Below are 23,914 nucleotides of genomic sequence, written 5' to 3'. Positions count from 1 at the left end.
CCTCACTGCCGCAGATCGGCAAACAGCGCGTCCAGCCGCGCCGTGTTTCCGTTGACAGCCGCGCGGTTCGGATCGGGCAGAAGCGCCGTCAGGGCCCACGCACGACCACGCGTCCACGTGGCATCGTCGACGGCGAGCTTGGTACGAAACACCTCCCGGGACGGGCCATCGAGCAGGGTCCACGCCACGATCAGGTCGACCGCCGGGTCACCGATCGCCACGGTGCCGAAGTCGATGACCGCCGTGAGGTGACCGTCACGAGCGAGCAGGTTGCCCGGCGCGGGATCTCCATGCACCCACACCGGCGCGCGGCCCCACGCCGGCGCCGCCAGCGCCGCATCGAACACCGCCGTCGCAGCGGCCGTATCGATGCGCCCCTCCAGCGAGGCTAGCCACGGGCGCACCCGCGACTCCACCACAGCCGAGTCACGCCCGTCACCCATCCCGACACCCCTGAACCCGTTGCTCCACTCCGGTGGCGGTCCACCCGCCGTGTCGATCGCCTGCAGCGCAAGGAAGAACTGCGCGAGGTCCGCAGCCGCCGCACCAAGGTCCGACAGCTGCCCAGGCTCGGGCCGCCGCCCGTCGAGCCACCGGTAGACCGACCACGGAAACGGGTACTCCCCCGTCGCCTCGCCCTGCGCCAACGGCACCGGAACCGTCAGCGGCAGACGCGGCCCCAGCCACGGCAACCAACGCTGCTCCCTCACCACCTGCCCTTCCCACCGCGCGAACCGCGGCAGCCGCACGGACATCGTGTCGCCCAGCCGATAAGTGGCGTTGTCGACACCCGGTGACGGCACCGGTGCCACCGGAAGCTCCGCCCACTGCGGAAATTGCCCGGCTACCAGCCGCCGCACCACTTCCACCGTGATCGTCACTTCGTCGGACGACATATCCCCTGCAGTCAACAGGCCTCCCCCGCTCGGTGGCCCTCAACTCCAAACCACCGGGTCATCGCTGTCCACCGAATTCCACTCACCTCCTCAAGCCGGCAAGCACACGGCCGCCAGACCCGCCTCAGGCGCTCTTCGCCAAGGCCAGCTTCTGCGCGGCGTTGACCAGCGGCATCAGCCGCGTACCGAAGTTCCGCACCGCCATTCCCGTCCGGGTCGCCGGAATCAGCATCGCGGCCGCCACAGGAACGTTGCGCTGCCTCGGATTCACCAGCTTCCGATGCGTCGCCTCATAGCGCCCGATCGCCGATGTCGGATCATCCGGAGTCGCCGCCAGCTCGGTGGCCAACGTGTGCGCGCCGGCGATCGCCAGCGTGGAACCGTCTCCGAAGAGCGAGACACACGACGCCGCGTCGCCCACCAGCGCCACCCGACCGGCCGACCAGCTCGGCAACCGCACGCGCGAAACCGAGTCGAAGTAGAGGTCGTCGGCGGCCCGCACCCGGTCGAGCAACTCCGGCACCCGCCACCCGGCTCCGGAGTACGCGGTCTGCAGCAAGCGCTTGTGCTGCGTCGTGTCCCGGTAGTCGAAGTCCGGCAGGCCCGCGTGCCGGAACATGAACGCGACGATCCCGCGCTCCCGCGACGGATGCACCGCCACCGCCCGTCCCGGCGAGTTGTACATGACGATCTCGCTCCGGTCGGCCACCGGCTCGTCGAGCGGCATGGTCGCGACGTATACGCCCATGTGCTCCACGAACTCCCGCTCCGCGCCGAACGCCAGCCGCCGCACACCCGAATGCAAACCGTCGGCACCCACCACAAGGTCGAACCGGCGTGGCGCACCGCGTTCAAAGGCGACGTCGACCCCGCCCTCGTCCTGCACGAGCTCGGTCACCGCGTCGTGGAACACGTACTCCGCGTTTTCGGCACTCGCCTCGTACAAGATGCGCGCGAGGTCCGTGCGCGTCAGCTCGACGTCAGGCCCCCCGCTGCCGGCCACCGGCACCCGCCCGACGCGTTTCCCCCGGTCGTTCACGAACCTCAAGCCCGTGACGGCGGTGGCCGCCTCTCTCAGCCGCCCGGTGAGGCCCATCTTCCGGATGACCTCCACGGCCGGCCCGCGGACGTCCACCGGGCTGCCGCTCGAGCGCAGTCCGGCCGCGCGCTCGACCACCGTCGGGCGGTACCCGGCACGCGCCAGCCAGTGGGCCAGCGTGGTCCCGGCGACGCCCGCACCGGAAATCAGCACTGCCTTCATGGTCTCGACCCCTTCTGCCACCGGTCCCCTGACCGTTGGTCAGTATCGACCGTACACGGCTGTCCGCCGGTCAGGCAAGGAGTAGATTCGAGGGCGTGAACGAAGACGCCCCTCCCGACACCCGCGCGCGCATCCTGCAGGTCGCCATGGACCTGTTCACATCCCGCGGGTACCACGCGACCTCGGTCCGGGAAATCGCCGAACAGGTCGGCGTCACCAAGACGGCTGTCCTCTACCACTTCGCCGGCAAGGCGGACATCATCGCCGCGCTGGCCGAGCCGATGCTGGTGGACCTGGAGGCCACCATCGACAAGGCCGAGGCCTTGGCCGCGGATCCGCACGCGGCGCGCGAGGCGATCTTCGAGGGCTTGCTCGACGTCTGGCTGCGGCACCGCTATCTTCTGCGGCTCAACCTGCGCGACCTGGGGCTGACCGCGTCCCAGTCGGTGTTCGACCGGTTCCGCGACAGCATGCTGCGAGCGAACCTGATCGTGGCCGGCCCGCACCCCGACCTCACGCTGGACATCCGCGCCTCACAGGCCATCGCCATGCTGAGCGACCCCGTCGTGCTCTACGCCGACCACCCGGTCGCGGAGCTGCGCACCGCCGTGCTCGACGGCGTCCACCGCCTGTTCGACGAACCCGGCCCGCACGCCGGGCGCGGCCGGCCGACCGTGATGACCGACAGACTGCTCGTGATCTGCCGGGAGATGCACGACAAGGGCTTCCCGGCCGCCAAGATCGCCGATGAGCTGGGCGTCTCCCGGGCGACCGTCTACCGCCACCTCAAGGCCTAGCATTATTGAGACGCTTTATGATACTTTTGAGACACCAGCGAAGCGACACACATCAACAGCTGCACATCACAGGCACCGATTACTCAGCACTGATTACCCAGCACTGATTACCGACACGACAGCACCGAAAACCCGGCGACCACACCAGGAGGCAGATGAACGAGGCCGACACGACATCCGCACGGGGCGAAGCGTCAGCCCAGGACGGATCGGACCGTCTCCTCATCACGGGCGACGACTGTGGTGCCATCGTCGGCCGTGATGATCGGACGCTGGATGAGCGACGGATTCGCAGACAGCGCCTCGATCCAGCGGGCGCGGTCCGCGGGCGTGCGTGACCACGACTTCAGGTCGAGTTCGGCCGCGACCTTCTCGCCGGTGCGCGTGATGTCCCACGGGTCGAGCCCGAGCCGGTCCAGCACGGCCTCGAGCTCGGCGGGCGTCGGCGGCTCGTCGAGGTAGCGGCGCACGGTGTAGGTGGCGCCGGCCTCGTCGAGCAGCGACACGGCGGAGCGGCACTTCGAGCAGCGCGGGTTCACCCAGATTTCCACGGGCTCACCGTACGCGACCTACTTCGAGAACGCCTGCAGCTGGCAGTCGTCGGCGAGCTTGTCGAGGTTGTTGTAGGTGTCGGACGAGCGTTCGTCGATCTGCCAGGTGAGGCCGTCCGGGTCGAGGCTGGTGTCAGGGGCGACGTGCACGTGGGCGCCCTTGTCGGTCATGCACTTGACCATCTCGCGGAACTGGTCGTTGTACTTCGGGTTGGTCCGCGGCGAAAGCTGGGGCGGCTGCAGCGGCAGCTCGCCTTTGCAGGCAGCCACGGCCTTCTTCGACGCCGGGCTGTTTTCGTTGAGGTCGATCTGGGGCTCGCTTCCCGGACCACCGACGGGGCCGGCGGAGTTCGAGTTGCCGAGGGGGTGGCCGTTGGTCCGGAGGCAAGCCTTGTAGGCGTTCCAGTAGCCGTCCTGCTCCTCTTGTGAGCTGTCCAGCCGAAGCTGCGGCCGGCCGGCGTCGGGATCGGCCGCGGTGGAGGACGCGGGTGCACCCGAGGAAGGGCTGCCGGTGTCGAGCGTGGCGACCTGCGGAGCGGCGGGTGAAGCGGAGCAGGCGCTGAGGAGCACGAGCGCGGCACCGGAGACGAAGAGCGACATGGATGAACGCACATAGCAAAGCTGACAGGAGAATGTGAGGAAGCTATGACGACGGAGTCAGGAGGCCGCCAGGACGAAGCCTGATCGTCGACGGCCCGCGGGGCGCCGGGTGCCGGGGATCACCCGCCTGTGGCGGAGCGTTTCGGCGTACGGTTCAGCCATGAACTTGCCGCTGGCCACCGACCGCCTCGTGATCCGGGACTGGTCGACTGACGACGCCGAAGCCGCGTTCCGGATTTACGGGACGGACGAGGTCACCCATTGGCTGACACCCGCGATGGATCGCGTCACCGACGTCGCCGCGATGCGCTCCGTGCTGCACGCGTGGCAGGAGGCCCAGCCGAACCTCGCGCCGCCGCGCGGGCGCTGGGCCGTGGAGCGCACGTCGGACGGTGCCGTCGTGGGTGGGCTCGGGATCCGGTTGCTGCCGCCGTTCCAGGAAGATCTGGAGCTGAGCTGGCAGCTGCACCCGGACGCCTGGGGCAAGGGCTACGCCACGGAGTCGGCGCGGGCGCTGATCGAGTGGGCCTTCACTCAGGACACCGAGGAACTGTTCGCCGTGGCGCGCCCCTCCAACACCCGCGCCATCGCGACCGCCAAACGCCTCGGCATGCAATGGGTCGGCGAAACCACCAAGTACTACGACCTGCGGCTGCAGGTCTATCGCATCCGCCACAGCGACATCATCTAGCGGCCCGCCCCGCCGGGTTCGCGACGGTGGATGCCACGCGAACCACCCAGCGCAGCGAGCTACCGCGACGAACAACGTGGTGCCGCCCGTGTGAGCCGTCCATGCGGGAGGTCCGCACGGGTGGGTCCACACAGCTGGGTCCGCGCCGTGGGTTCCGCACGGCTAGGTCCGTACCGGATTCCGCACGGGGGGTTCTTCGCGGCAGGCTTCGCGCAGCAGGTTCCCCGCGGCAGGCTGCGCGCCGCGAACTCCGCACGGCTCGGTCGGCGCCGCGGGTTCCGCATGGCTTGCTCCGCACGGCTAAGTCCGCGCGGTGGGTTTGCCCGGCTGAGTCCGCGCCGCGGCCTGCCGCACCGCGAGTTCCGCGCCGCAGGTTGCGGGCTGTGGGCTTCGCGCAGCTGAGTCCGCGCCACGGGTTCCGCACAGCCGGTCGGCACCGCGGGGTCCGCGCGGCGGGGTCCGCGCGGCGGGGTCCGCGCGGCGGGTTTGCTCGGCTGAGTCCACGCTGCGGGTTCCGCGCCGCAGGCGGCGGGCTGCGCACGGCTGGGGCCGCGCCACGGGTTCCGCACGGCTCAGTCGGCACCGCGGGTCCGCATGGCTGGGTCCGCGCGGCGGGTTTGCTCGGCTGAGTCCACGCTGCGGGTTTCGCGCCGCAGGTTTGCACGCCGGGGTCCGCGCCGCAGGGTCCGAACTGCGGGTTCCGCGCCGCACGCTTCGGGCTGCGGGCTGCGGGCTGCGAGCTCCGGGCTCCGGGCTGCGTAAGGCTGAGTCTGCGCCGCGGATTCCTCGCGCAAAGAGCTGCCCGCGGCGGGATTCCGCACGCGGCGGGCTTCGCGCAGCGGGTTCTTTGCGGCAGGCTTCGCGCGGCAGGGTTCGTGCGCTTCAGGCTTCAGGCTTCAGGCTTCAGGCTTCAGGCGCAGCAAGTGGTCGAGTGGCCGTCTGTCCACTACGGACCCGCCTCAAGCAGAAAGCCCGCCACGGTCTCCCCCTCGAGAACCGTGGCGGGCCTACAGCCCCCGAACCGGCCGGGCCGCCCTAGCCATCCGAACCGTCCGAGCCGCCAATGCGAAAGCCCGGGCAGGAGCGGCAAAAAGACTAAACGTTCGCCGGCGCCCAAAGGCCGTCGATTTCGCGCTCCGCAGCCGCCAGGCTTTCGGCGGCCAAGTCGCGCAGGTCGGCCATGGCCGGGTTGGTGTCGGCGAGGGTGAGTTCCGCCGAGATGAACCGTGGCTCGAGGCCGGTGATCGCGAGGCCGTGGGGCAGCCACGGTTCGGCGTGGTCCCAGCCGAAGCGGGGGGTGCCTTCGCCGTATCCGCCGCCGCGGGAGGCGAGGACCAGGAGCTCGCGGCCGTCGAGGAGGCCGGTGCCGGTGGTGGGGTCGAAGGACAAGCCGGGGGCGATGAGGTGGTCCACCCAGGACTTGATGACGCTCGGGGCGCCGTAGTTGTACAGCGGCAGGCCGAGCAGCACGGTCGAGGCGTCACGGATCTCGCCGATGAGCTCTTCCGAGAGCTGCCAGGACGCGGCCTGCTCGGGTGTGTGCTCGGAGGCCGGCACGACGCGGGCGAGGCCGGTGGCGGCGTCGAGGTGCGGGATCGGAGTAGTGGCCAGGTCGCGGTACGTCACGGTGCCCTCGGGGTGGGCGGCGCGCCACGCGGCGGCCGCGCGGGCAGTGAGGGCCCGGCTGACCGAACGGTCACCGTTGATGGAGGAGTCGATGTGGAGGAGGTGAGGCATCTCGTTCGCCGTCCATAGATAGTTTGTGTAGGGCAAGCCATTTATAGCACACCGACGACTAGCGGCTTCTCGTATACTGGACACATGGCCGTCAACCAGCCGCCCCATCGGTGCGGTGCCCTGCTCGACCACCTGTCGCGGCGGGTGCGGACGCGGGCGGAGTCGGTGCTGGCCCCCATGAACCTGCGGCCCCGCCACCTGCTCACGCTCACGGTGCTGCGCGACCACGGCAGCAGCACCCAGCAGGCCCTCGCGGCCACGCTCGGGATCGACAGCACGAACCTCGTCGGCTTGCTCAACGACCTCGAGGCCGACAACCTCGTCGAGCGGCGCCGGTCGCCCGAGGACCGGCGGCGGCACGTGGTCGAGCTCACGGACGTCGGCGCGAAGAAGCTGGAGAAGGCCGAGTTCGCGCTGGCTGCCGTCGAGGACGAGGTGCTCTGCGCACTGAGCCCCGAGCAGCGCGAGCAGCTCTACGGCCTCCTGCAGCAGGCCACCGCCAGCACGGACGTCGAAGCCTGCGTCGAGGCCGATCGGACGCACGTGCAGGCCTGCGTCGCGGACGACGTCCGACCGCGCTGAAAAACCGGCCGCACCCGCTCCTCGTGATCGCGCCACAATAGGTACCGCCCCGAGGGGAGGACCGATGGCCGACACCGTGACCAGGCCCGTTCCGGTTCCGCTGCGGCCGGCGCGGCGCGGGGCGAAAGGCGCGCAGATCCTCAAGATCGCCCGCACCACGGACCACAAGACGATCGGCGTCCTCTACCTCACGACGTCGTTCGCGTTTTTCCTCATCGGCGGCCTCACCGCCCTGCTGATGCGCACGGAGCTCGCCCAGCCCGGCCTGCAGTTCCTCTCCCCCGAGCAGTACAACCAGCTGTTCACCATGCACGGCACGATCATGCTGCTGCTCTACGCCACCCCGAACCTCTTCGGCTTCGCCAACTTCATCGTGCCGCTGCAGATCGGCTCACCGGACGTCGCCTTTCCGCGCCTCAACGCGTTCTCCTACTGGCTGTACCTGTTCGGCGGGCTGATCGTGATCAGCAGCTACATCACACCCGGCGGCCCACCGGACTTCGGCTGGACCGCGTACACCCCGCTGTCCGACGCCATCCACGCACCCGGCGTCGGCGGTGACCTGTGGATCACCGGGCTGATCGTGTCGGGGCTCGGCACGATCCTGGGCGCGGTGAACATGGTGACGACGATCGTCACGTTGCGCTGCCCCGGCATGACGATGTGGCGGATGCCCATCTTCACCTGGAACATCCTGCTCACCGGCGTGCTGATCCTGCTCGCGTTCCCGATCCTCACGGCCGCGCTGTTCGCCCTGCTCGCCGACCGGCACATCGGCGCGCACGTGTTCGACCCGGCCAACGGTGGCGTGATCCTGTGGCAGCACCTGTTCTGGTTCTTCGGCCACCCGGAGGTCTACATCGTCGCGCTGCCGTACTTCGGCATCGTCACGGAGATCATCCCTGTCTTCAGCAGAAAACCACTGTTCGGCTACCGGACCATGGTGTTCGCGACGATCGCCATCACCGGCCTGAGCGCCACCGTCTGGGCGCACCACATGTTCGCGACCGGCGCCGTGCTGCTGCCGTTCTTCTCGTTCATGACGTTCCTCATCGCCGTGCCCACGGGGATCAAGTTCTTCAACTGGATCGGCACGATGTGGAAAGGCACCCTCACGTTCGAGTCACCGATGCTGTGGTCGATCGGGTTCCTCGTCACGTTCCTGCTCGGCGGGCTCACCGGCATCATCCTCGCCGCCCCGCCTTTGGACTTCCACGTGCACGACAGCTACTTCGTCGTCGCCCACTTCCACTACGTGCTGTTCGGCACCATCGTGTTCGCCACCTTCGCCGGCATCTACTTCTGGTTCCCCAAGATCACCGGCCGGATGCTCGACGAACCGCTGGCCAAGTGGCATTTCTGGACGACGTTCCTCGGCTTCCACATCACGTTCCTCATCCAGCACTGGCTCGGCGACGCCGGCATGCCCCGCCGGTACGCCGACTACCTGCCCACCGACGGGTTCACCCTCATGCACACCATCTCCACCATCGGGTCGTTCGTGCTGGGGGCGTCGGTGCTGCCGTTCATCTGGAACGTGGTGAAGAGCTACCGCTTCGGCGCCCGCGTGGAAACCGACGACCCGTGGGGCTTCGGCAACTCCCTGGAATGGGCGACGACCTGCCCGCCGCCGCGGCACAACTTCCTCGAGCTGCCCCGCATCCGCTCCGAACGGCCGGCCTTCGAGCTGCACTACCCGCACATGATCGAGCGCCTGCGCGAAGAAGGCCACGTGCACCGCGGCGGCCGGCAACGCGCGACACCCGCCCAGAAGGCAGCCGAGGCGACGATCCCGCCCGAGGACTCGGCCGGCTGATCGAAAGTGTCCTAGGCTTTCCCGAACGGGAGGCGAACCATGGACTCTGCGGCGCAGCGGCTCAAGAAGTACCGCGAGATGCGCGACTTCGAACGCACCGCCGAGCCCGCGGGTGCCGACGCGGCCACCACGCCGGGAAACCGCTTCGTCGTGCAACGCCACCGTGCGCGTCGGCGTCACTACGACTTCCGCCTCGAGCTGGCCGGCGTCCTCATCAGCTGGGCCGTGCCGAAGGGCCCGACGCTCGACCCGAAGGCCCGCCGCCTGGCCGTGCACGTCGAGGACCACCCGCTGGAGTACGCCGATTTCGAGGGCGTGATCCCCCGCGGCGAATACGGCGGCGGCGACGTGATCGTGTGGGACCGCGGCAGGTGGGAGCCCGTCGACACCGACGACCCCGAGCAGGCGCTGGCCGACGGCAACCTCCACTTCGACCTGTTCGGCGAGAAGCTGCGGGGCCGGTTCGTGCTCATCCACCCCAGCCGCGACGGCGACGGCAAGCAGTGGTTCCTGTTGCACAAGCAGGACGACCACGCCACGGCCGGCTGGGACGCCGAGGACCACCCGAAGTCCGTGAAGAGCGGGCTCACCAACGACGAGATCAAGGCCGCTCCCCCGGCGTTGTGGCGCGGCGACCTGCCCGCCGCCGAGGCGGAGCAGAAGCTCAAGCCCGTGTTCCGCCCGGCGTCGGAAGCCGAGTTCGAGGCCCTCGACGAGCTGGGCGTCAAGGGCTCCTGGACCGTCGCGGGCCGCAAGCTCGCGCTCACCAACCTCGACAAGGTGCTCGTGCCCGGCCGTGACGGCGAAGATCCCATCACCAAACGCGAGCTCATCCGCTACTACACGCGCATCGCCCCGACCATGCTGCCCTACCTGGCGAACCGCGCGCTCAACACGAACCGGTTCCCCGGCGGCATCGAGAAACCCGGCTTCTGGCACAAGGAAGTGCCCGACCACGCTCCGAAGTGGTTGCACCGCTGGCACTACGAGGAAGCCGATCCCGACGACGTGCAGCAGTACCTCGTGCCCGAGGGCGTCGCGGACCTGGCGTGGCTGGCCAACTTCGGCGCGCTGGAGCTGCACGCGTGGACGTCGCGGATCGAGGACGTCGAGCACCCCACGTGGACGTTGTTCGACATCGACCCCGGGCCGGAGACGTCGTTCGACGACGTGCTCGCCCTCGCGCGCCTGCACCGCACCGCGCTGGAACACTTCGGGCTCATCGGGTTGCCGAAAGTGACGGGACAGCGGGGGATCCAGGTGTGGGTGCCCGTCGCGCCGCGCTACACCTACGCCGAGACGCGCAAGTGGGCCGAGACCGTGTCGAAGACGATCGGACGCACGCTGCCCGACCTCGTGAGCTGGGCGTGGCACAAGGACCGCCGCGGCGGCAAGGCGCGGCTGGACTACACGCAGAACGTGCTGAACAAGACCCTCGTCGCGCCCTACAGCGTGCGGCCGCGCGCGGGTGCGCCGGTTTCCGTGCCGCTGCGGTGGGAGGAGCTCGACGACCCGGAGCTCACCCCCGACCACTGGACGATTCGGACAGTCCTCGATCGGGTGGAGGACGTCGGGGATCCGTTCGAAACCCTGCTCGGCGTGGAGCAGGAGCTGCCGGAGCTGTGACATTCCCGGTTTCAGTCTGACCTGGAGCGCACTCCAGGCCTAGGGTCGGGGCCATGCGATTCGGACTCTTCGTTCCTCAGGGTTGGCGTCACGACCTCGTCGGCATCGACCCCGCTGACCACTGGACCACCATGCTCGACCTCGCCCGGTTCGCGGACGAGGGCCCTTATGACTCCATCTGGGTGTTCGACCACTTCCACACCGTGCCGGTGCCGAGCGACGTCGAAGCCACGCACGAGGCGTGGAGCCTCATGGCTGCCTACGGCGCGGCGACTTCGCGCGTGCGGCTCGGCCAGATGTGCACCTGCATGGGCTACCGCAACCCGGCGTACCTCGCGAAGGTCGCGGCCACGATCGACGTGATCTCCGGCGGTCGCGTGGAGATGGGCATCGGCGCCGGCTGGTACGAGCACGAGTGGCTCGCCTACGGCTACGGTTTCCCCAGCGCGGGCGAGCGGCTCGGCATGCTCGACGAGGGCGTGCAGATCATGCGCCAGCTGTGGACCGAGGGCAAAGCCTCCCTCGACGGCAAGCACTACCAGGTCGACGGCGCCATCTCCCGCCCGCTTCCCCTGCAGGACGGCGGAATTCCCCTGTGGATCGCCGGCGGTGGCGAGAAGAAGACGCTTCGCATCGCGGCGAAGTACGCCGATTACACCAACTTCGCCGGCGACGTCGAGGGCTTCAAGCACAAGTCCTCCCTGCTCGAGGCGCACTGCAAGGACGTCGGCACGGACTACGGCAAGATCGTCCGCTCCGCCAACTACAACGTCGTGATCGGCGAGACCGAGAAGGACGTGCAGGACCGCTTGGCGTGGATCCACTCGCACTACGAGCCGCACCTGCCCGCGGACGTTCTCGAGTCGACGGTCGCCGGCTACCGCAATGGGCCACTCGTGGGCACCCCGGAGCAGATCGTCGAGCGGCTGAAGGAACTCGAAGGCCTCGGCATGACGTACACCATCACGAACTTCATCGAGGCGGCGTATGACCGGTCGGGTCTGGAGCTGTTCACGTCGAAGGTGATTCCGGAGCTCGGCTGAGGTTTGGTGTTCTGCCGACCGGTCGGTGCCCCTTGTGGGGTACCGGCCGGTTTCTGTTCTGGCTGGGGGTTCTCGGGTGCTGTCCGGCGGTGGTCTCGAGCGCCGACCGCTGCTCGACCCGGGCGGTCGGCGGGGTTTGTGGATTGTCTGCGCCGGCGGCGAGAAACACTCGTGTGGGGGACCGTTTCGCGGCCGGTTGTGCGGTGTGCCAACCGGCCTCCTTGCTCTTGACTTGGCTGTGGTTTCAGGGAAACACGACCATTCGTGGTTGCGTGTGCCAACGCTGAACGGTTGTCCACAAGGCACCCCGAGTTGTGGACAACTCTCCTGCTTCGGCGTTGGTTCCAGGGAATTGTCGGTCCCTGGCGGTAGACTGGACGTGGGACGCCCCCTCGGGAGGGCCAGGGTTCCGGCAAAGTCTTGTGGCCTGGTTGCAGGGCGGGCACGGTCTCTGGTTAATCATGTGAGTGTCTAGGTCCCATGATCGTCTGGGAGAGCCGTGCCCGCTGCGCCATCGTGCCTGATTCCCACCATTGTTGATCGCTTGACCCCGCGCATCGCCCCGGACACGGATATCGGAATGGGCTATGGACCTGCGTGAACTCCTGCGTCAGGTACCCGATCCACGAGACCGGCGCGGTATCCGCCATTCCGTGGCCTCGATCCTGGGCCCTGGCCGCGGCAGCGGTGTGGCCGGAGCGCGCTCGTTCGCCGCGATCGGCGAATGGGCCGCGGATGCCCCCGCAGCATGTGCTGGCCGCGCTGGGCGCGCGATTCGATTCCCGCCACAACCGGTTCGTCGCACCCGATGAAGCCACCGTGCGCCGGGTGACCGGCCGACTCGACGGTGACGTCCTCAATGACGTGATCAGTGCCTGGCTGACCGGGCAGGACCGCACAGACCCCGAACCTGATCTCGATGTGCTGCCGGCGGCGATCGCCGTGGACGGGACATCCCTGCGCGGCACCTTCGCCCGCACCGGCGGCGCCGGCGTGCACCTGCTCGCCGCGATCACCCACGAGAACGCCCTGGTGCTCGGGCAACGCCACGTCGCCACCGGCAGCAGCGAGATCACCTGGTTTCCGCCCCTGCTGGACACCCTCGACCTGACCGGGCGGGTGGTCACCGCCGATGCCCTGCACACCACCGCCGCCCACGCCCGCTACCTCCATGCCCGCGGCGCCTACTACGTGTTCACCGTGAAAGAGAACCAGCACCGCCTCCACAGCCTGCTCCAGACACTGCCCTGGCACGAGATCCCCGCCCACATCACCACCGACCGCGGGCACGGCCGCACCGAACACCGCATCACCCGGCTCGCACCCCTGGGCGAGTTCGCCGGCTACCCGGTTATCGATTTCCCGCACGCGACGCACGCGTTTCTCATCGAGCGCCACACCACCCACCACACCAACGGAAAACACACCGCCCACACCGCGCTCGGAATCACCAACATCACCGCGCCCTGGGCCCACCCCGCCCACCTCGCCCGCTACGTCCGCCGCCACTGGCACATCGACAACAAACTCCACTGGGTCCGCGACGTCACCTACACCGAAGACCACTCCCGCGCCCGCACCGGCACCACACCCCGCGTCATGGCCACCCTGCGCAACCTCGCCACCAGCGCACTCCGCCTAACCGGACACACCAACATCGCCGCCGGACTACGCCACATGACCCGCAACCCCACCCAAGCCCTCACCCTGCTCGGCATCCAGCCCTAACACCACAAAGACTTTGCCGGAACCCTGCCTCGGGAGGGCGGGGGTTTGTCCGGCGGGGGTTCGTCCGGCGGACGGCCGGGTTGGCGGTTGTTGCAACACTGCCGGAAGCATGCCGGGAAGTCCGCGACGGTCGTCGTTGTCGGCATCCGCTGCGCGGGCGCCGAGACTCCGTCTGTAGCGAGGAGGGGCTTCGGCAGGGTCGACGGCGGACTGGGGGACAGAAGGTCGATCGATCGTCTGCCCCAGGCGGGGTCGCGCTCCGGTGGAGGCAATGGAAGATCGGTGTTTCGTCAATCGGCCAACCCGCGTTCATCGGATTTCACGCACGTGCGAGCCACCGAACGGCCTACGCTGCAGCCCCGGCGGTGGGTCCATGCGTTCTCGACTCAGAACCCACGGAAGCGACGGAAGCGGAGGTCTGCAGAAATTCAGCGAGCACCGCCGCAGCACTCACCGGCGGCGAGACGGTGTAGCGCACAGAAGCCGTTGACCGTGGCGGTCCACGCCCTCGGGCCAGATGCGACAACGCCCGAAGATCAGCGTTTCGTCAGCACCACCAGATACCGACACTCCTCCCCCGTCGGGTTCACGTACGTGCAATCCACCGGACGGCCCAGTTGCAGGCAGTCCCCCGCGTCGAGTTCGTGCGTTGTGGGGCCCTCGACGAAGCGCAGGTGGCCTGAGAGCACCCAGATCTGGTGGTCGGCGAAGGCGTACGAGTCGACGGGGAAGCTGACGGACGCGCCGGCCGGGAGGGTGACCTCGACGAGTTCCGTGGCGCCGCGCGCGGGGGGCGAGAGGGAGCGGCGGACGTAGCCCGTGACGGGGTCCGTCCAGGTCGGCTGGTCCGCAACGCGCGCGAGGCGGCGGTCGGAGGAGCCTTCGGCGCGGGCGATGAGTTCGGAGAGCGTCATGCCCAGCGCGGAGGCGAGACGGCTGAGCAGCACGGCCGTGGGCTGGGCCTCGCCGCGTTCGATTTTGCCGATCATGGCGCGGGAGACGCCCGAGCGGTCGGCCAGGGTGCCTGCGGAGAGGTCGTGGGCGAGGCGGGCGTCGCGCAGGGTGGTGGCGAGGGAGGTTGACAGGGGGTCCGTCACAGGGTGGCACTATAGCAGCCAAGAAACGCTACTATAGTGTCCATGCTGATCCGAGACGCCGATGAGCGCGACGCCGAAGCGTGCGCGGAGATCTATGCGCCGTACGTGCGCGACACGACGATCACGTTCGAGAGCGAGCCCCCGACGGGCGTGGAGATGGCGGAGCGCGTGGGCCGCGCGGCGAAGGCGTACGCGTGGCTCGTGCTGGAGATCGACGGGCGCGTGGCCGGGTACGCGTACGCCGGACCGTACAAGGAGCGCGCGGCGTACCGGTGGTCGTGCGAGGTGAGCGTGTACCTGGAGGTCGGGCGGCGGCGGACGGGTGGCGGCCGGGCGCTGTACGAAGCGCTCTTCGCGCGCCTGGTCGAGCGCGGGTTCCGCATGGCCGTCGCCGGGATCACGATGCCGAACGAGGCCAGCGTCGGCCTGCACCGGGCGCTGGGGTTCGAACCCATCGGCACGTACCGGCGCATCGGGTGGAAGCACGGAGCGTGGCGGGACGTCGCGTGGATGCAGTGCGCGCTCGTGCCCGATTCGGACGAATCACCGGAGGAACCGCGCTGAGCGGTGCAGAATGGGGCCCATGAGCGCCGACCTCGACGAACTGCGCAGACTGCGCCGGGCCCGTGACCGGATGGACCGCGAGTACGCCGAGCCGCTCGACGTGCCGGCGCTCGCGCGCACCGCGTTGATGTCGACGGCGCACTTCAGCCGCCGGTTCCGCGAGGCCTATTCCGAGACGCCGTACTCCTACCTGATGACCCGGCGCATCGAACGCGCCAAGACACTGCTGCGCAACGGGCTCACCGTCACTGAAGCGTGCTTCGCCGTCGGTTGTACGAGCCTGGGGTCGTTTTCGGCGCGGTTCACGGAGCTGGTGGGCGACACGCCGTCGGCGTACCGGGCGCGCAACCACGAGCACGTGGCCGCGGTGCCGCCGTGCCAGATGATGGTGGCCACCCGGCCGCGCAAGACCGGGGGCGCGCCGCGGGAAAGCAGTTTTGGAGAAGCGTCGGCCGTCGCGCCCGCATAATCTCGCCGTATGACCGTTTCCATTGCCGCTGTGCACGTGATCGTCGACGACCCCGACGCAGCCGTCGCCTTCTACCGCGACACGCTGGGCTTCAAGGTGCAAAAGGAAATCGCCAACGACGGTTTCCGCTGGGTCACCCTCACCACCGACACCCAGCCCGAGATCGAGATCGTGCTGTCGCAGCCGCACGCCGGCCGGTCGAAGGCCGACGGCGACACCGTGGCCGCGCTGCTCGCCAAGGGGGAGCTGGGCGGGATCAACCTGCGCACGGACAACCTCGATGAGACGTTCGCGAAGATCGCGGCAGCGCCCGGGGCCGAGGTGCTGCAGGAGCCGACAGACCAGTTCTGGGGCGTGCGCGACGCCGCCGTGCGGGATCCGGCGGGCAACCTGGTGCGGATCGCACAGGCCTAGTAAGCAACAGGCCCAGCAATCGCCCAGTCAGTCGAAAGCCCAGTCAGTCGAAAGCCCAGTCAGTCGAAGGCCCAGTCAGTCGCCGGCGATGTCGAGGTCCTCGATGTCCTGCTCGAGGCGGGCGCGCCAGGACCACTGCGGCTGGGCCCAGTCGGTGTCGTCGGCCGGGGGTTCGCCCAGGGGCAGCGCCTGGTCGGTCACACCGTGGGTCACGCGGTAGGCCAGCGCCGACGTCGCCGCGCGGATCCACCGGTCCCCCGCCGCGCCGGAGGGCGGGGCGACGCCGAACGCGTGCGTGAACCACACCGGCAGCAGCGCGCTGGACCCGATGGCGTCGGTGATGCGTTCGCGCAGCTTGGAGTGCAGTTCTTCCCAGTCGCGTTCGGACTTCTCGATCTGGGGCAGCACGCGGGTGCGGGTGAGGTCGTCGGCTTCCAGCATCTGCCGCGCGGCCTCGGCGTCCTTCACGGCGGCGGGCAGCTGACGGTCGAGCACGCCACGGCGGCGGGCGACCACTTCGGACAGTCGCGCCTGCGCCTCGCCGCGGCGGGGCTCGCCGTGCTGCGTGGTCGCGAGCACGCCGAGGACGTCGATGAGCGCGTTTTCGCTCTCTGCCAACGCTTCGCGCGCCTGCGGCAGCCGGGCGATGTCCTCTTCGTACGGACGGCGCTGGGTCGCCGTCATGAGCTGCGCGGCCAGCGAGTGGCGACGCTCGGCGTCGGCGGCGAGCTTGCGCAACGCGGGGCCGACGTCGTCGAGGTCCACCACCGGCACCTTCTCGGACACGCGCACCGCGCGTTCGAGCAGCTGCAGGCGCTGGCGCAGCCGTTCGAGCTGACGCGTGGCGAGGTCGAGGCGGGACTCGTGGCGGGACTGGGTGTCGGAGAAGGACTCGAACGTCTCGCGCAGCTCGGTGATGTCCCGGCCGGTGCGCGACTCGAGGTCGACGACGGTTTCCTGCATGCCGTCGACGGTCTCGGACAGCGCGTCGAACTCGCTGTCCTGCGCCTCTTCGCCGTCGGCGTAATACTCGGTGTCCGGGTAGTACTCGGAGTAGGTCATCGGACCTCCTGCACCAGGAACCAGACCGTGCCCACGGTCGCGAGCGCGGCCAGCACCACCAGGATCGCCTGCGCGGCGACCGGAACCAGCAGCGACGCGGCCGTGAGCCCCGCCGCGCCCGCCCCGGTGTACGCGGCCCGCAGCCGCCGCTCGACCATCAGCGGCGTCGGCCCCAACGGCCCGAGCGCGATCCGCAACCCGGCGCCGACCAGCGGCAACGCGAGCAGGATCCACACGGGGCCGATGCCGCCGAACAGCATCAGCGCCCCCGCGATCATCCCCACGGCGACGGGCGCGGCCGCGAGGTACAACGCCATCTTCTGCACGCCGACGCGGTGCCGATCGAGCTTCGCGACCCGCAGCTGTTCGGTCGCGATCTCGACCTCGCGCTCCGTGCGCAGCAGGTCCTCGGCTGCGTCCACCAGGCTGTCCAGGGCGCGCGTGCGCTCATCCCCGGTCTCGGGCAGGTCGGCCAACCGCGCCCGCATGCCCTCCTGCACCCGGGCGACGCGCGCGGTCGCCTGCTCGCGCTTGTGCTGCGCTGGCGTAGTCACTCGGCCACTGTAGGTACGAATCGCGCCAACGCCCGGGAACGACGCGGCTCGTGTCGGAGTGTCGTGGCCGGTCAGATGACGCCGAACAGGCAGAAGCCGCCGTCGGGGCCCTGGCGCAGCATGAAGGTGGCGCTGCGGGGCGGCGAGGCTGCGGGGTAGTCGGAGTAGACGTCCACGAACTGCGTGGTCTCGTGCAGCGGCTCGGTCTGCCAGACGCGGTAGTTCCGCGCGTTCGGGTCCGCGAAGTGCCCCTGCACCAGCGACGCCGGGCTCTCGTCCGCCGACTCGCACACGTACGCGGCGGCGCCGGTGAGGTCGTGGGCGTTGAGCTTGCCGAGCAGTTCGGTCATGAACTGCGGTTCCGGCAGGGTCGGCGAGGCACTGACCGGGTGGTTCTTGTTCAAGAAGAACCCGGGAGCCACGAAGCCAGTGACGGCGACGCCGGCGGCCAGCAGCACGACGAGGCCCAAAGGAATCCAGAGCCAGAGGCGGCTCTTCTTCTCGGGCGGTGGCGGGTAACCGGAGGGAGCCCACTGCTGCGGCGGATACGGTTGCTGCGGGTACTGCTGTTGGCCATACGCCTGCGGCGGATAGGGCTGCTGCGGATACGGCTGTTGCGGCGGGTACGGCTGCCGGCCGTAGGGCTGCTGCGGATACTGGCCACCCGGCTGCGGTGAGTATCTCATCGTCCTCCTCGGAAGCTCACGGACTGTAACTTACCGACAGCCCAGCGCCGCCGCGCGGGTTTCGGTCCGAATCCGGCCGAACCCGGGGATATCCCCGACGCACCGAGCGCCCGAACCGGGCAGAATCGAGTGGTGCGGATCAGCTTGCTCGGCCCCCTGGAGGTCCGGACCGACGACGGCGCGCCCGTGGAGATCGCGGGCGCGCGGCTGCGGGCGTTGCTGATTGCGCTGGCCTTGGAGCCCGGCCGGGAGGTGGCGGCGGCGCGGCTGGTCGACGCCGTGTGGGGTGAGCGTCCGCCCGCGACGGCCAATGCATTGCACGCGCTGGCCTCGCGGCTGCGCAGGGCCGGGGTGGCGATCGAGTCGACGTCGGGCGGGTATCGGCTGACGGCGACCGTGGACGTGTCGCGGTTCGAGGAGCTGGTCGCGAGGGCGCGACACACGGCCGAAAGCCGCACGCTGCTGCGCGAGGCACTCGACCTGTGGCGTGGTCCCGTGGCCGCCGACGGCGCGTACTTCCAGGCGCCGCTCGCTCGGCTCACCGAGCTGTGGCTCGGGGCGGCCGAAGACCACGCCGAGGCGGTACTCCGCCAAGGCGGCGGCGAAGAGCTGACGGCGGAGCTCACCACATTGCTGGCGGAACACCCGTTGCGCGAAGGGCTCGCCGCCGCGCTCATGCGCGCGCTGTGTGCCGCCGGGCGGCCGGCCGAAGCTCTGACGGTGTTCGAGGGAGTGCGCAAGGCCCTGGCCGAAGAGCTGGGCACGGATCCGTCCCAGCAGCTTTCCGCGCTGCACACCGAAATCCTGCGCGGGTCCGCACCGGAGCGGCACACCGAGGCACGCACCAATTTGCGGGCCGGGCTCACGAGTTTCGTGGGGCGCGACGCCGACATCGACCAGGTCGGCAAGCTCGTCGGCGAGTACCGGCTCACCACGTTGACCGGGCCGGGTGGTGCGGGGAAAACACGGCTGGCCACGGAAACCGCGCGCACGCTGCTCGACCGGACCACGGGCGACGTCTGGTTCGTGGCTCTCGCGCCGGTGACCGACACCGACGTGGCGCAGGCCGTGCTCAGCGCGCTCGGCCTGCGCGAGCAGGGACAGCTCGGGCTCGTGACCGGCGGGACCGCGACCGACCGGGCGGTCGGCGTGCTGCGGGACCGCGAAACCCTGCTGGTGCTGGACAACTGCGAGCACGTGGTCGACGCCGCCGCCGAGCTGGCCGACCGGCTCCTGGGCGAGTGCCCGCGCCTGCGGATCCTCGCGACGAGCCGCGAGCCGCTCGCGGTGACGGGTGAGGCGTTGTGGCCCGTGGCCCCGCTGGCGCTGCCGCCGGAGGGCGCGAGTGTCGCGGAAGCCATGGAGTGCGCATCGGTGCGGTTGCTGGCCGACCGGGCCGCGGCGGTCCGGCCCGGGTTCGAGGTTTCGGAAACCACCGTCGACGCCGTCGCGCGCATCTGCCGCGCGCTCGACGGGATGCCGCTGGCCGTGGAGCTGGCGGCGGCCCGCCTGCGGTCGCTCACCATCGGCCAGCTGGCCGCGCGCCTCGATGACCGGTTCCGCCTGCTCAACGCCGGCAGCCGCACCGCGATGCCGCAGCACCGCACGCTGCGCGCGGTTGTCGACTGGAGCTGGGAGCTGCTCTCGGACGCCGAACGCACGCTGCTGCGCCGGCTCGCCGTGTTCTCCGGCGGCGCGACGGCCGAGGCCGCGACCGCCGTGTCGGGCATCGAGGACGCCGCCGACCTGCTGGCGGCCCTGGTCGACAAGTCGCTTCTCGTCGTGTCCTCCGCCGACGAACCGCGCTACGGGATGCTGGAGACGATCAAGGCCTACGCGGCCGAACGGCTCGACGAAGCCGGCGAACGGGAGTCCGTCCGGCAGGCGCACGCGGAGTGGTTCGCGCGGTTCGCCGAGACGGCTGACCCGCACCTGCGCGGCGCCGAGCAGCTCGGCTGGCTCGCCCGGCTCACCGCCGACCACGACAATCTGGCCGCGGCGGTCCGCGGCAGCATCGCCGCCGGCGACGCGGCGATGGCCGTGCGGCTCGTGATCGCCGCCGCGTGGTTCTGGCTGCTGGCCGGGCACAAGGGCGAGGGCCAGGAGCTGATCACGACGGCGCTGGCCGTGCCGGGTGACCTCGCCGCCGAGGACCGGGCCGCCGCCAACGCGCTCGCCGCGGTGTTCGTCACGGCCGGCCTCGCCGATTTCGACTCGGCCGACGAGTTCCTCCGCGCGGCGATGGAGCTGAGCGGGGAAACCCAACGCCACCCCGTGCTGCGATTCATGGTGTCGCTGCACGAACTGCTTTCCGGTCTCAAGACCGGCGCGCAACCGCGACTGGACACTTTGGACGAACTCATCCGGGACGACGACCTGTGGCTGCGGGCCCAGGCGCGGCTGAACCGGGCCCAGCTGTTGCTGGCCGGCGGCGGCGGGCAGGACGCCGCCGAGGCCGACATCGCCGAGTCCGTGCGCTTGTTCCGGCTCATCGGCGAACGCTGGGGCACGTCGCTGGCGCTGGGCAACCTCGCCGACCTCGTGGCGCGCCGGGGCGAGCTGCGGCTCGCGATCGAGTACTACGGCGAAGCCATCACGGTCGTCTCCGAGATCGGCACGCTCGAAGACGTGCTGTGGGCGCGGGCGCGCCAGGCCCAGCTGCACTGGCTGCTGGGCGACGTCGAGGCGGTGGACGCGGCGCTGGCCCAGGCCGACCTCGAGGCCGCGGTGGTCGTGTACCCGGACGCGCTCGCCGGTCTGACGCAGGCCAAGGCGGACATCGCGCGGTGGCGCGGCGACGCCGCCGGGGCGCGGGCCCAGTTCGACCGGGCCGAAGGGATGCTGCGCCACCTGTCGGTACACCCGTCTTTCCAGGCGACGGTGCAGCTGTCGCGCGCATATCTGGACGCCGAGGCCGGCGATCTGGCTTCCGCCGCACGCCGGCGGCGCGAGGCGGTGCGGCTGGCGTCGGGAGACGCGGTGTACCTGGCCCAGGCCGTGGTGAGCGTCGCGGACCAGGCCGTGCGGCTCGACCGGGTCGAGGACGCGGCGCGGTTGCTCAAGACGGCCGAGGGCCTGCGCGGCGGGCCGGACTGCTCGCAGCCGGACCTGGTGCGGTTGCTGGAGATCGTCGACGTCGAGGCGGTGGAAGCGTTCGACGCGGCCGAGCTCACCGCCGCCGTGGAGTCCGTGCTCGGCTGACGGATCAGCGAACAATGTTGCGGCTGAACAGTTTCCGCGCCCACAGGTAGCCACCCAACGCGATGACTGCGCACCAGCCCACGGCGAGGTAGGCGTTCGAGCCGACCGGCGTGCCGTGGATGAGCGACCGGATCGTCTCCATCACGGGCGTGAACGGCTGGTACTCGGCGAACCACCGCAGCGCGGCCGGCATCGAGTCCGTGGGCACAAAACCACTGCCCAGGAAGGGAAGCAGGATCAACGGCATGGGCAGGTTGCTCGCGCTCTCCACGCTTTTCGTCACCAGCCCCAGCGCGACCGTGAACCAGGTGAGTGCGAACGAGAGCAGCAGGAGCATCCCGATGATCCCCAGCCAGCCGGCGAAATCCGCGTCCGCGCGGAACCCGATGGCGAACGCCAGGCCGAGGACCACGGCCACGCACAGCATGGCCTGGATCATGCTGCCCAGCACGTGCCCGGTCAGCACCGCGCCGCGGCTGATGGCCATGGTGCGGAAGCGGGCGATGATGCCCTGGGTCATGTCCATGGCCACGGCGATCGAGGTGCCTTGCACCGCACCGGCGATGGCCATGATCACGATGCCGGGCGTCACGTAGCTGACGTAGGCCGCGCGCCCGCCATCCGGCGTACCGAGGCCGGCGCCCAGGGTGCCGCCGAAGACGTACACGAACAGCAGCAGGAAGATCACCGGCATGATCAGCAGCAGGATCGTCATCGACGGGTAGCGCAGCATGTGCTTGAGGTTTCGGCGCAACATCGTCGAGGAGTCGCGCAGGGCGTAGGTCATCGGAGGCCGCTCCGTTCGGTGAGGGCGAGGAACACGTCGTCGAGGTCGGGCAGGTGAACGGACAGCTCCGCGGCTTCCAGCCGAGCCGAATCGAGCTTGTCCAGCACGGCGCGCAGCGACTGCACGCCACCGTCGCTGGGGACGTTCACGGTGAGGGCGTCGTCGTCGCGAGTGCCGTCGGGAAACAGGCCCGCAGCCGCGGCCACGGTGGTCGCGTCGTCGAAACGCAGCCGCACGTGGCCGCCGGGGATCAGGCGCTTGAGCTCCTCGGCCGTGCCCTGCGCGACGAGCCGGCCTTGGTCGAGCACGGCGATGCGGTCGGCGAGCTGGTCGGCTTCCTCGAGGTACTGCGTGGTGAGGAAAACCGTGACGCCCCCGGCCACGAGCCGGCGGATGATCGTCCACATCGTCCTGCGGCTGCGCGGATCGAGTCCCGTCGTGGGCTCGTCGAGGAAGATGATTCGCGGCACACCGACGAGGCTCATCGCCAAGTCGAGGCGCCGGCGCAGGCCACCGGAGTACGTGGACACGAGCTTGCGCCCCGCGTCCGCCAGGTCGAACTGCTCCAGCAGCTCCACGACGCGCCGGCGGCCCGCGGCCTTGCCGAGGTGGTGCAGGTCGGCCATGAGCCGCAGGTTCTCCGTGCCCGTGAGCAGGTCGTCGACGGCCGAGAACTGACCCGTCACGCCGATCGCGGTCCGGACGCCTTCCGGGTCGGTCGCGAGGTCGTGCCCGGCCACGCGCACGTGTCCGGCATCGGGCGCGAGCAGCGTGGACAGGATCTGCACCGTGGTGGTCTTGCCGGCGCCGTTGGGCCCGAGCAGGGCGAACACGCTCCCTTCGGCGACGTCGAGGTCGATGCCGTCGAGCACCGTCTGGTCGCCGTAGGCCTTGCGCAAGCCGGTCGCCGTGATGGCCGTCATGGTCGGGTCTCCCTCCGTGGTGGCCCCACCGTCGCCGATCGCCCTGACACGGGGCTGGGCTCACGCTGACACCGCGCTGACACGGCCGGGACCAGCGCTTTTCGACGGCGAGCCCGTGGACTTGTCCGCGAGCCGCCCTTAGCGTGGTCGCCATGACGACGTATGTGCTCGTGCCCGGCGCCTGCCACGGTGGCTGGTGCTTCGACCGGCTCACGTCGCGGCTGCGCGACCTCGGCCACCGGGTGCTGCCGCTGACGTTGACCGGGCTCAGCGAGCGCCGGCACCTGCTGCACGCGGGCGTCAACCTCGAGACGCACATCGAAGACCTCGTCGGGACACTGGAGGCCGAGCGCGTGGAGAACGCCGTGCTCGTGGGCCACAGCTACGGCGGCATGGTGATCACCGGCGCCGCCGATCGCGTGCCGGACCTGGTCGACGCGCTGGTGTACGTGGACGCGTTCGTGCCACGCGACGGCGAGTCCTGCTGGCAGCTCACCGACGACCGGCAGCGCGAGTGGTACCTGACCGTCGCCGAGACCGGGTACGCCGTGCCACCGCTGCCGTTCTTCGACCCCCGGGCCTCGGCGCACCCGCTGGCGTCGTTCCTGCAGGCCATCCGGCTTTCCGGGGACCTCAGCGGATTCCGCCGCCGCGATTACGTGTATGCGAAGGAGTGGGACGGCGGGTCGCCGTTCCAGCCGACCTACGAACGGCTCCTGACCGATCCACTGTGGAACGTCCACGCCCTCGACGGCAAGCACGACGTCATGCGCGACGCCCCGGAGGAGCTCCTGCGCATCGTGCTCGACGCGGGCTGAGCCGGTTCGTG

At 69.9% G+C, this 23,914-nt stretch carries 24 protein-coding genes; 13 read left to right on the top strand and 11 right to left on the bottom strand.

Features of this window, described 5'->3' with window-relative positions; all coding sequences use genetic code 11:
* Positions 1–2: 2 nt before the first annotated feature.
* Together ACWEOE_RS23825 and ACWEOE_RS23820 are read right to left on the bottom strand one after the other, a co-directional pair.
* A complete protein-coding gene (locus tag ACWEOE_RS23825; protein ID WP_452012624.1) occupies positions 3–896 on the bottom strand; it encodes an aminoglycoside phosphotransferase family protein in 894 nt (297 codons plus the stop codon).
* A gap of 124 nt (positions 897–1,020) precedes the next feature.
* Positions 1,021–2,157 (bottom strand): FAD-dependent monooxygenase, encoded by a 1,137-nt coding sequence (locus ACWEOE_RS23820; protein ID WP_452012623.1) that lies wholly within the window; start codon positions 2,155–2,157, stop codon positions 1,021–1,023.
* A 95-nt stretch (positions 2,158–2,252) separates the two neighbouring features.
* Between ACWEOE_RS23820 and ACWEOE_RS23815 the strand changes: the two genes are divergently transcribed.
* Positions 2,253–2,954, top strand: a complete 702-nt coding sequence (locus ACWEOE_RS23815) for a TetR family transcriptional regulator (protein ID WP_452012621.1) — start codon at positions 2,253–2,255, stop codon at positions 2,952–2,954.
* A gap of 194 nt (positions 2,955–3,148) precedes the next feature.
* Here the strand turns inward: ACWEOE_RS23815 and ACWEOE_RS23810 are convergent, their stop codons facing one another.
* Both ACWEOE_RS23810 and ACWEOE_RS23805 read right to left on the bottom strand, forming a co-directional pair.
* The gene (locus ACWEOE_RS23810) at positions 3,149–3,505 is read right to left on the bottom strand and encodes an ArsC/Spx/MgsR family protein (RefSeq protein ID WP_452012619.1); all 357 of its coding nucleotides are present in this window, start codon (positions 3,503–3,505) and stop codon (positions 3,149–3,151) included.
* Between the two features lie 18 nt (positions 3,506–3,523).
* Positions 3,524–4,105, bottom strand: coding sequence for a hypothetical protein (locus ACWEOE_RS23805; protein ID WP_452012618.1), 582 nt, complete (start codon positions 4,103–4,105; stop codon positions 3,524–3,526).
* 160 nt (positions 4,106–4,265) lie between these two features.
* Between ACWEOE_RS23805 and ACWEOE_RS23800 the strand changes: the two genes are divergently transcribed.
* Positions 4,266–4,796 (top strand): GNAT family N-acetyltransferase, encoded by a 531-nt coding sequence (locus ACWEOE_RS23800; protein WP_452012617.1) that lies wholly within the window; start codon positions 4,266–4,268, stop codon positions 4,794–4,796.
* A gap of 1,095 nt (positions 4,797–5,891) precedes the next feature.
* Here the strand turns inward: ACWEOE_RS23800 and ACWEOE_RS23795 are convergent.
* Positions 5,892–6,533: an FMN-dependent NADH-azoreductase gene (locus tag ACWEOE_RS23795; protein WP_452012616.1), complete on the bottom strand. Its 642-nt coding sequence runs from the start codon at positions 6,531–6,533 to the stop codon at positions 5,892–5,894.
* Positions 6,534–6,617: 84 nt separating this feature from the next.
* Between ACWEOE_RS23795 and ACWEOE_RS23790 the strand changes: the two genes are divergently transcribed.
* The 6 genes from ACWEOE_RS23790 (at position 6,618) to ACWEOE_RS23765 (ending at position 13,328) form a co-directional block, all read left to right on the top strand.
* Positions 6,618–7,115, top strand: coding sequence for a MarR family winged helix-turn-helix transcriptional regulator (locus ACWEOE_RS23790; protein ID WP_452012615.1), 498 nt, complete (start codon positions 6,618–6,620; stop codon positions 7,113–7,115).
* A gap of 64 nt (positions 7,116–7,179) precedes the next feature.
* Positions 7,180–8,931, top strand: coding sequence for an aa3-type cytochrome oxidase subunit I (gene ctaD, locus ACWEOE_RS23785; protein WP_452012613.1), 1,752 nt, complete (start codon positions 7,180–7,182; stop codon positions 8,929–8,931).
* 39 nt (positions 8,932–8,970) lie between these two features.
* Positions 8,971–10,557 (top strand): non-homologous end-joining DNA ligase, encoded by a 1,587-nt coding sequence (ligD, locus tag ACWEOE_RS23780; protein ID WP_452012611.1) that lies wholly within the window; start codon positions 8,971–8,973, stop codon positions 10,555–10,557.
* A gap of 53 nt (positions 10,558–10,610) precedes the next feature.
* Complete coding sequence (locus tag ACWEOE_RS23775) at positions 10,611–11,600, top strand: LLM class F420-dependent oxidoreductase (protein ID WP_452012610.1); 990 nt, start codon at positions 10,611–10,613, stop codon at positions 11,598–11,600.
* 587 nt (positions 11,601–12,187) lie between these two features.
* Positions 12,188–12,412 carry a transposase family protein gene (locus ACWEOE_RS23770; RefSeq protein WP_452012608.1) on the top strand — a complete coding sequence of 75 codons (225 nt, stop codon included), beginning with the start codon at positions 12,188–12,190 and terminating at the stop codon, positions 12,410–12,412.
* Positions 12,336–13,328 carry an ISAs1 family transposase gene (locus tag ACWEOE_RS23765; RefSeq protein ID WP_452012606.1) on the top strand — a complete coding sequence of 331 codons (993 nt, stop codon included), beginning with the start codon at positions 12,336–12,338 and terminating at the stop codon, positions 13,326–13,328. The genes ACWEOE_RS23770 and ACWEOE_RS23765 overlap by 77 nt, the downstream gene beginning before the upstream one ends.
* 536 nt (positions 13,329–13,864) lie before the next feature.
* Here ACWEOE_RS23765 and ACWEOE_RS23760 read toward each other — a convergent pair.
* Positions 13,865–14,425 (bottom strand): helix-turn-helix domain-containing protein, encoded by a 561-nt coding sequence (locus ACWEOE_RS23760; RefSeq protein ID WP_452012604.1) that lies wholly within the window; start codon positions 14,423–14,425, stop codon positions 13,865–13,867.
* Between the two features lie 42 nt (positions 14,426–14,467).
* On the opposite strand from ACWEOE_RS23760, the gene ACWEOE_RS23755 reads away from it, so the two are divergent.
* From ACWEOE_RS23755 to ACWEOE_RS23745, 3 genes are read left to right on the top strand one after another with little or no spacing between them, the layout of a single operon-like run.
* Complete coding sequence (locus ACWEOE_RS23755; RefSeq protein ID WP_452012603.1) at positions 14,468–14,989, top strand: N-acetyltransferase family protein; 522 nt, start codon at positions 14,468–14,470, stop codon at positions 14,987–14,989.
* A gap of 19 nt (positions 14,990–15,008) precedes the next feature.
* Complete coding sequence (locus tag ACWEOE_RS23750) at positions 15,009–15,458, top strand: helix-turn-helix transcriptional regulator (RefSeq protein ID WP_452012602.1); 450 nt, start codon at positions 15,009–15,011, stop codon at positions 15,456–15,458.
* 9 nt (positions 15,459–15,467) lie between these two features.
* A complete protein-coding gene (locus ACWEOE_RS23745; RefSeq protein WP_452012600.1) occupies positions 15,468–15,872 on the top strand; it encodes a VOC family protein in 405 nt (134 codons plus the stop codon).
* A 75-nt stretch (positions 15,873–15,947) separates the two neighbouring features.
* On the opposite strand, the gene ACWEOE_RS23740 is transcribed toward ACWEOE_RS23745, so the two are convergent.
* The 3 genes from ACWEOE_RS23740 to ACWEOE_RS23730 form a co-directional block, all read right to left on the bottom strand.
* Entirely contained in the window at positions 15,948–16,934 is a 987-nt protein-coding gene (locus tag ACWEOE_RS23740) for a hypothetical protein (protein ID WP_452012598.1), read from the bottom strand.
* Complete coding sequence (locus ACWEOE_RS23735; RefSeq protein ID WP_452012597.1) at positions 16,931–17,488, bottom strand: hypothetical protein; 558 nt, start codon at positions 17,486–17,488, stop codon at positions 16,931–16,933. Before ACWEOE_RS23735 ends, ACWEOE_RS23740 begins: the two co-directional genes overlap by 4 nt.
* 71 nt (positions 17,489–17,559) lie before the next feature.
* Positions 17,560–18,174 carry a hypothetical protein gene (locus ACWEOE_RS23730; protein ID WP_452012595.1) on the bottom strand — a complete coding sequence of 205 codons (615 nt, stop codon included), beginning with the start codon at positions 18,172–18,174 and terminating at the stop codon, positions 17,560–17,562.
* 132 nt (positions 18,175–18,306) lie between these two features.
* On the opposite strand from ACWEOE_RS23730, the gene ACWEOE_RS23725 reads away from it, so the two are divergent.
* Entirely contained in the window at positions 18,307–21,375 is a 3,069-nt protein-coding gene (locus ACWEOE_RS23725) for a BTAD domain-containing putative transcriptional regulator (RefSeq protein WP_452012593.1), read from the top strand.
* 4 nt (positions 21,376–21,379) lie between these two features.
* On the opposite strand, the gene ACWEOE_RS23720 is transcribed toward ACWEOE_RS23725, so the two are convergent.
* Together ACWEOE_RS23720 and ACWEOE_RS23715 are read right to left on the bottom strand one after the other, a co-directional pair.
* Complete coding sequence (locus ACWEOE_RS23720) at positions 21,380–22,162, bottom strand: ABC transporter permease (protein WP_452012591.1); 783 nt, start codon at positions 22,160–22,162, stop codon at positions 21,380–21,382.
* On the bottom strand, positions 22,159–23,085 hold the full coding sequence (locus ACWEOE_RS23715) for an ATP-binding cassette domain-containing protein (RefSeq protein WP_452012590.1): 927 nt from the start codon (positions 23,083–23,085) through the stop codon (positions 22,159–22,161). The genes ACWEOE_RS23720 and ACWEOE_RS23715 overlap by 4 nt, the downstream gene beginning before the upstream one ends.
* A gap of 152 nt (positions 23,086–23,237) precedes the next feature.
* On the opposite strand from ACWEOE_RS23715, the gene ACWEOE_RS23710 reads away from it, so the two are divergent.
* Positions 23,238–23,903: an alpha/beta fold hydrolase gene (locus ACWEOE_RS23710; protein WP_452012589.1), complete on the top strand. Its 666-nt coding sequence runs from the start codon at positions 23,238–23,240 to the stop codon at positions 23,901–23,903.
* Positions 23,904–23,914: the final 11 nt, after the last annotated feature.

Source organism: Amycolatopsis sp. NPDC004368, from assembly GCF_053602515.1.
The sequence above is the reverse complement of the archived record's forward strand: the minus strand, read 5'-3'. Positions and strand labels throughout refer to the sequence as shown.

Coding starts and splice junctions, on each gene's coding strand:
- ACWEOE_RS23825 (WP_452012624.1), bottom strand. CDS start 896: ATGTCGTCCGACGAAGTGACGATCACGGTGGAAGTGGTGCGGCGGCTG.
- ACWEOE_RS23820 (WP_452012623.1), bottom strand. CDS start 2,157: ATGAAGGCAGTGCTGATTTCCGGTGCGGGCGTCGCCGGGACCACGCTG.
- ACWEOE_RS23805 (WP_452012618.1), bottom strand. CDS start 4,105: ATGTCGCTCTTCGTCTCCGGTGCCGCGCTCGTGCTCCTCAGCGCCTGC.
- ACWEOE_RS23800 (WP_452012617.1), top strand. CDS start 4,266: ATGAACTTGCCGCTGGCCACCGACCGCCTCGTGATCCGGGACTGGTCG.
- ACWEOE_RS23795 (WP_452012616.1), bottom strand. CDS start 6,533: ATGCCTCACCTCCTCCACATCGACTCCTCCATCAACGGTGACCGTTCG.
- ACWEOE_RS23790 (WP_452012615.1), top strand. CDS start 6,618: ATGGCCGTCAACCAGCCGCCCCATCGGTGCGGTGCCCTGCTCGACCAC.
- ctaD (WP_452012613.1), top strand. CDS start 7,180: ATGGCCGACACCGTGACCAGGCCCGTTCCGGTTCCGCTGCGGCCGGCG.
- ligD (WP_452012611.1), top strand. CDS start 8,971: ATGGACTCTGCGGCGCAGCGGCTCAAGAAGTACCGCGAGATGCGCGAC.
- ACWEOE_RS23775 (WP_452012610.1), top strand. CDS start 10,611: ATGCGATTCGGACTCTTCGTTCCTCAGGGTTGGCGTCACGACCTCGTC.
- ACWEOE_RS23770 (WP_452012608.1), top strand. CDS start 12,188: ATGGACCTGCGTGAACTCCTGCGTCAGGTACCCGATCCACGAGACCGG.
- ACWEOE_RS23765 (WP_452012606.1), top strand. CDS start 12,336: ATGCCCCCGCAGCATGTGCTGGCCGCGCTGGGCGCGCGATTCGATTCC.
- ACWEOE_RS23755 (WP_452012603.1), top strand. CDS start 14,468: ATGCTGATCCGAGACGCCGATGAGCGCGACGCCGAAGCGTGCGCGGAG.
- ACWEOE_RS23750 (WP_452012602.1), top strand. CDS start 15,009: ATGAGCGCCGACCTCGACGAACTGCGCAGACTGCGCCGGGCCCGTGAC.
- ACWEOE_RS23745 (WP_452012600.1), top strand. CDS start 15,468: ATGACCGTTTCCATTGCCGCTGTGCACGTGATCGTCGACGACCCCGAC.
- ACWEOE_RS23740 (WP_452012598.1), bottom strand. CDS start 16,934: ATGACCTACTCCGAGTACTACCCGGACACCGAGTATTACGCCGACGGC.
- ACWEOE_RS23730 (WP_452012595.1), bottom strand. CDS start 18,174: ATGAGATACTCACCGCAGCCGGGTGGCCAGTATCCGCAGCAGCCCTAC.
- ACWEOE_RS23720 (WP_452012591.1), bottom strand. CDS start 22,162: ATGACCTACGCCCTGCGCGACTCCTCGACGATGTTGCGCCGAAACCTC.
- ACWEOE_RS23715 (WP_452012590.1), bottom strand. CDS start 23,085: ATGACGGCCATCACGGCGACCGGCTTGCGCAAGGCCTACGGCGACCAG.
- ACWEOE_RS23710 (WP_452012589.1), top strand. CDS start 23,238: ATGACGACGTATGTGCTCGTGCCCGGCGCCTGCCACGGTGGCTGGTGC.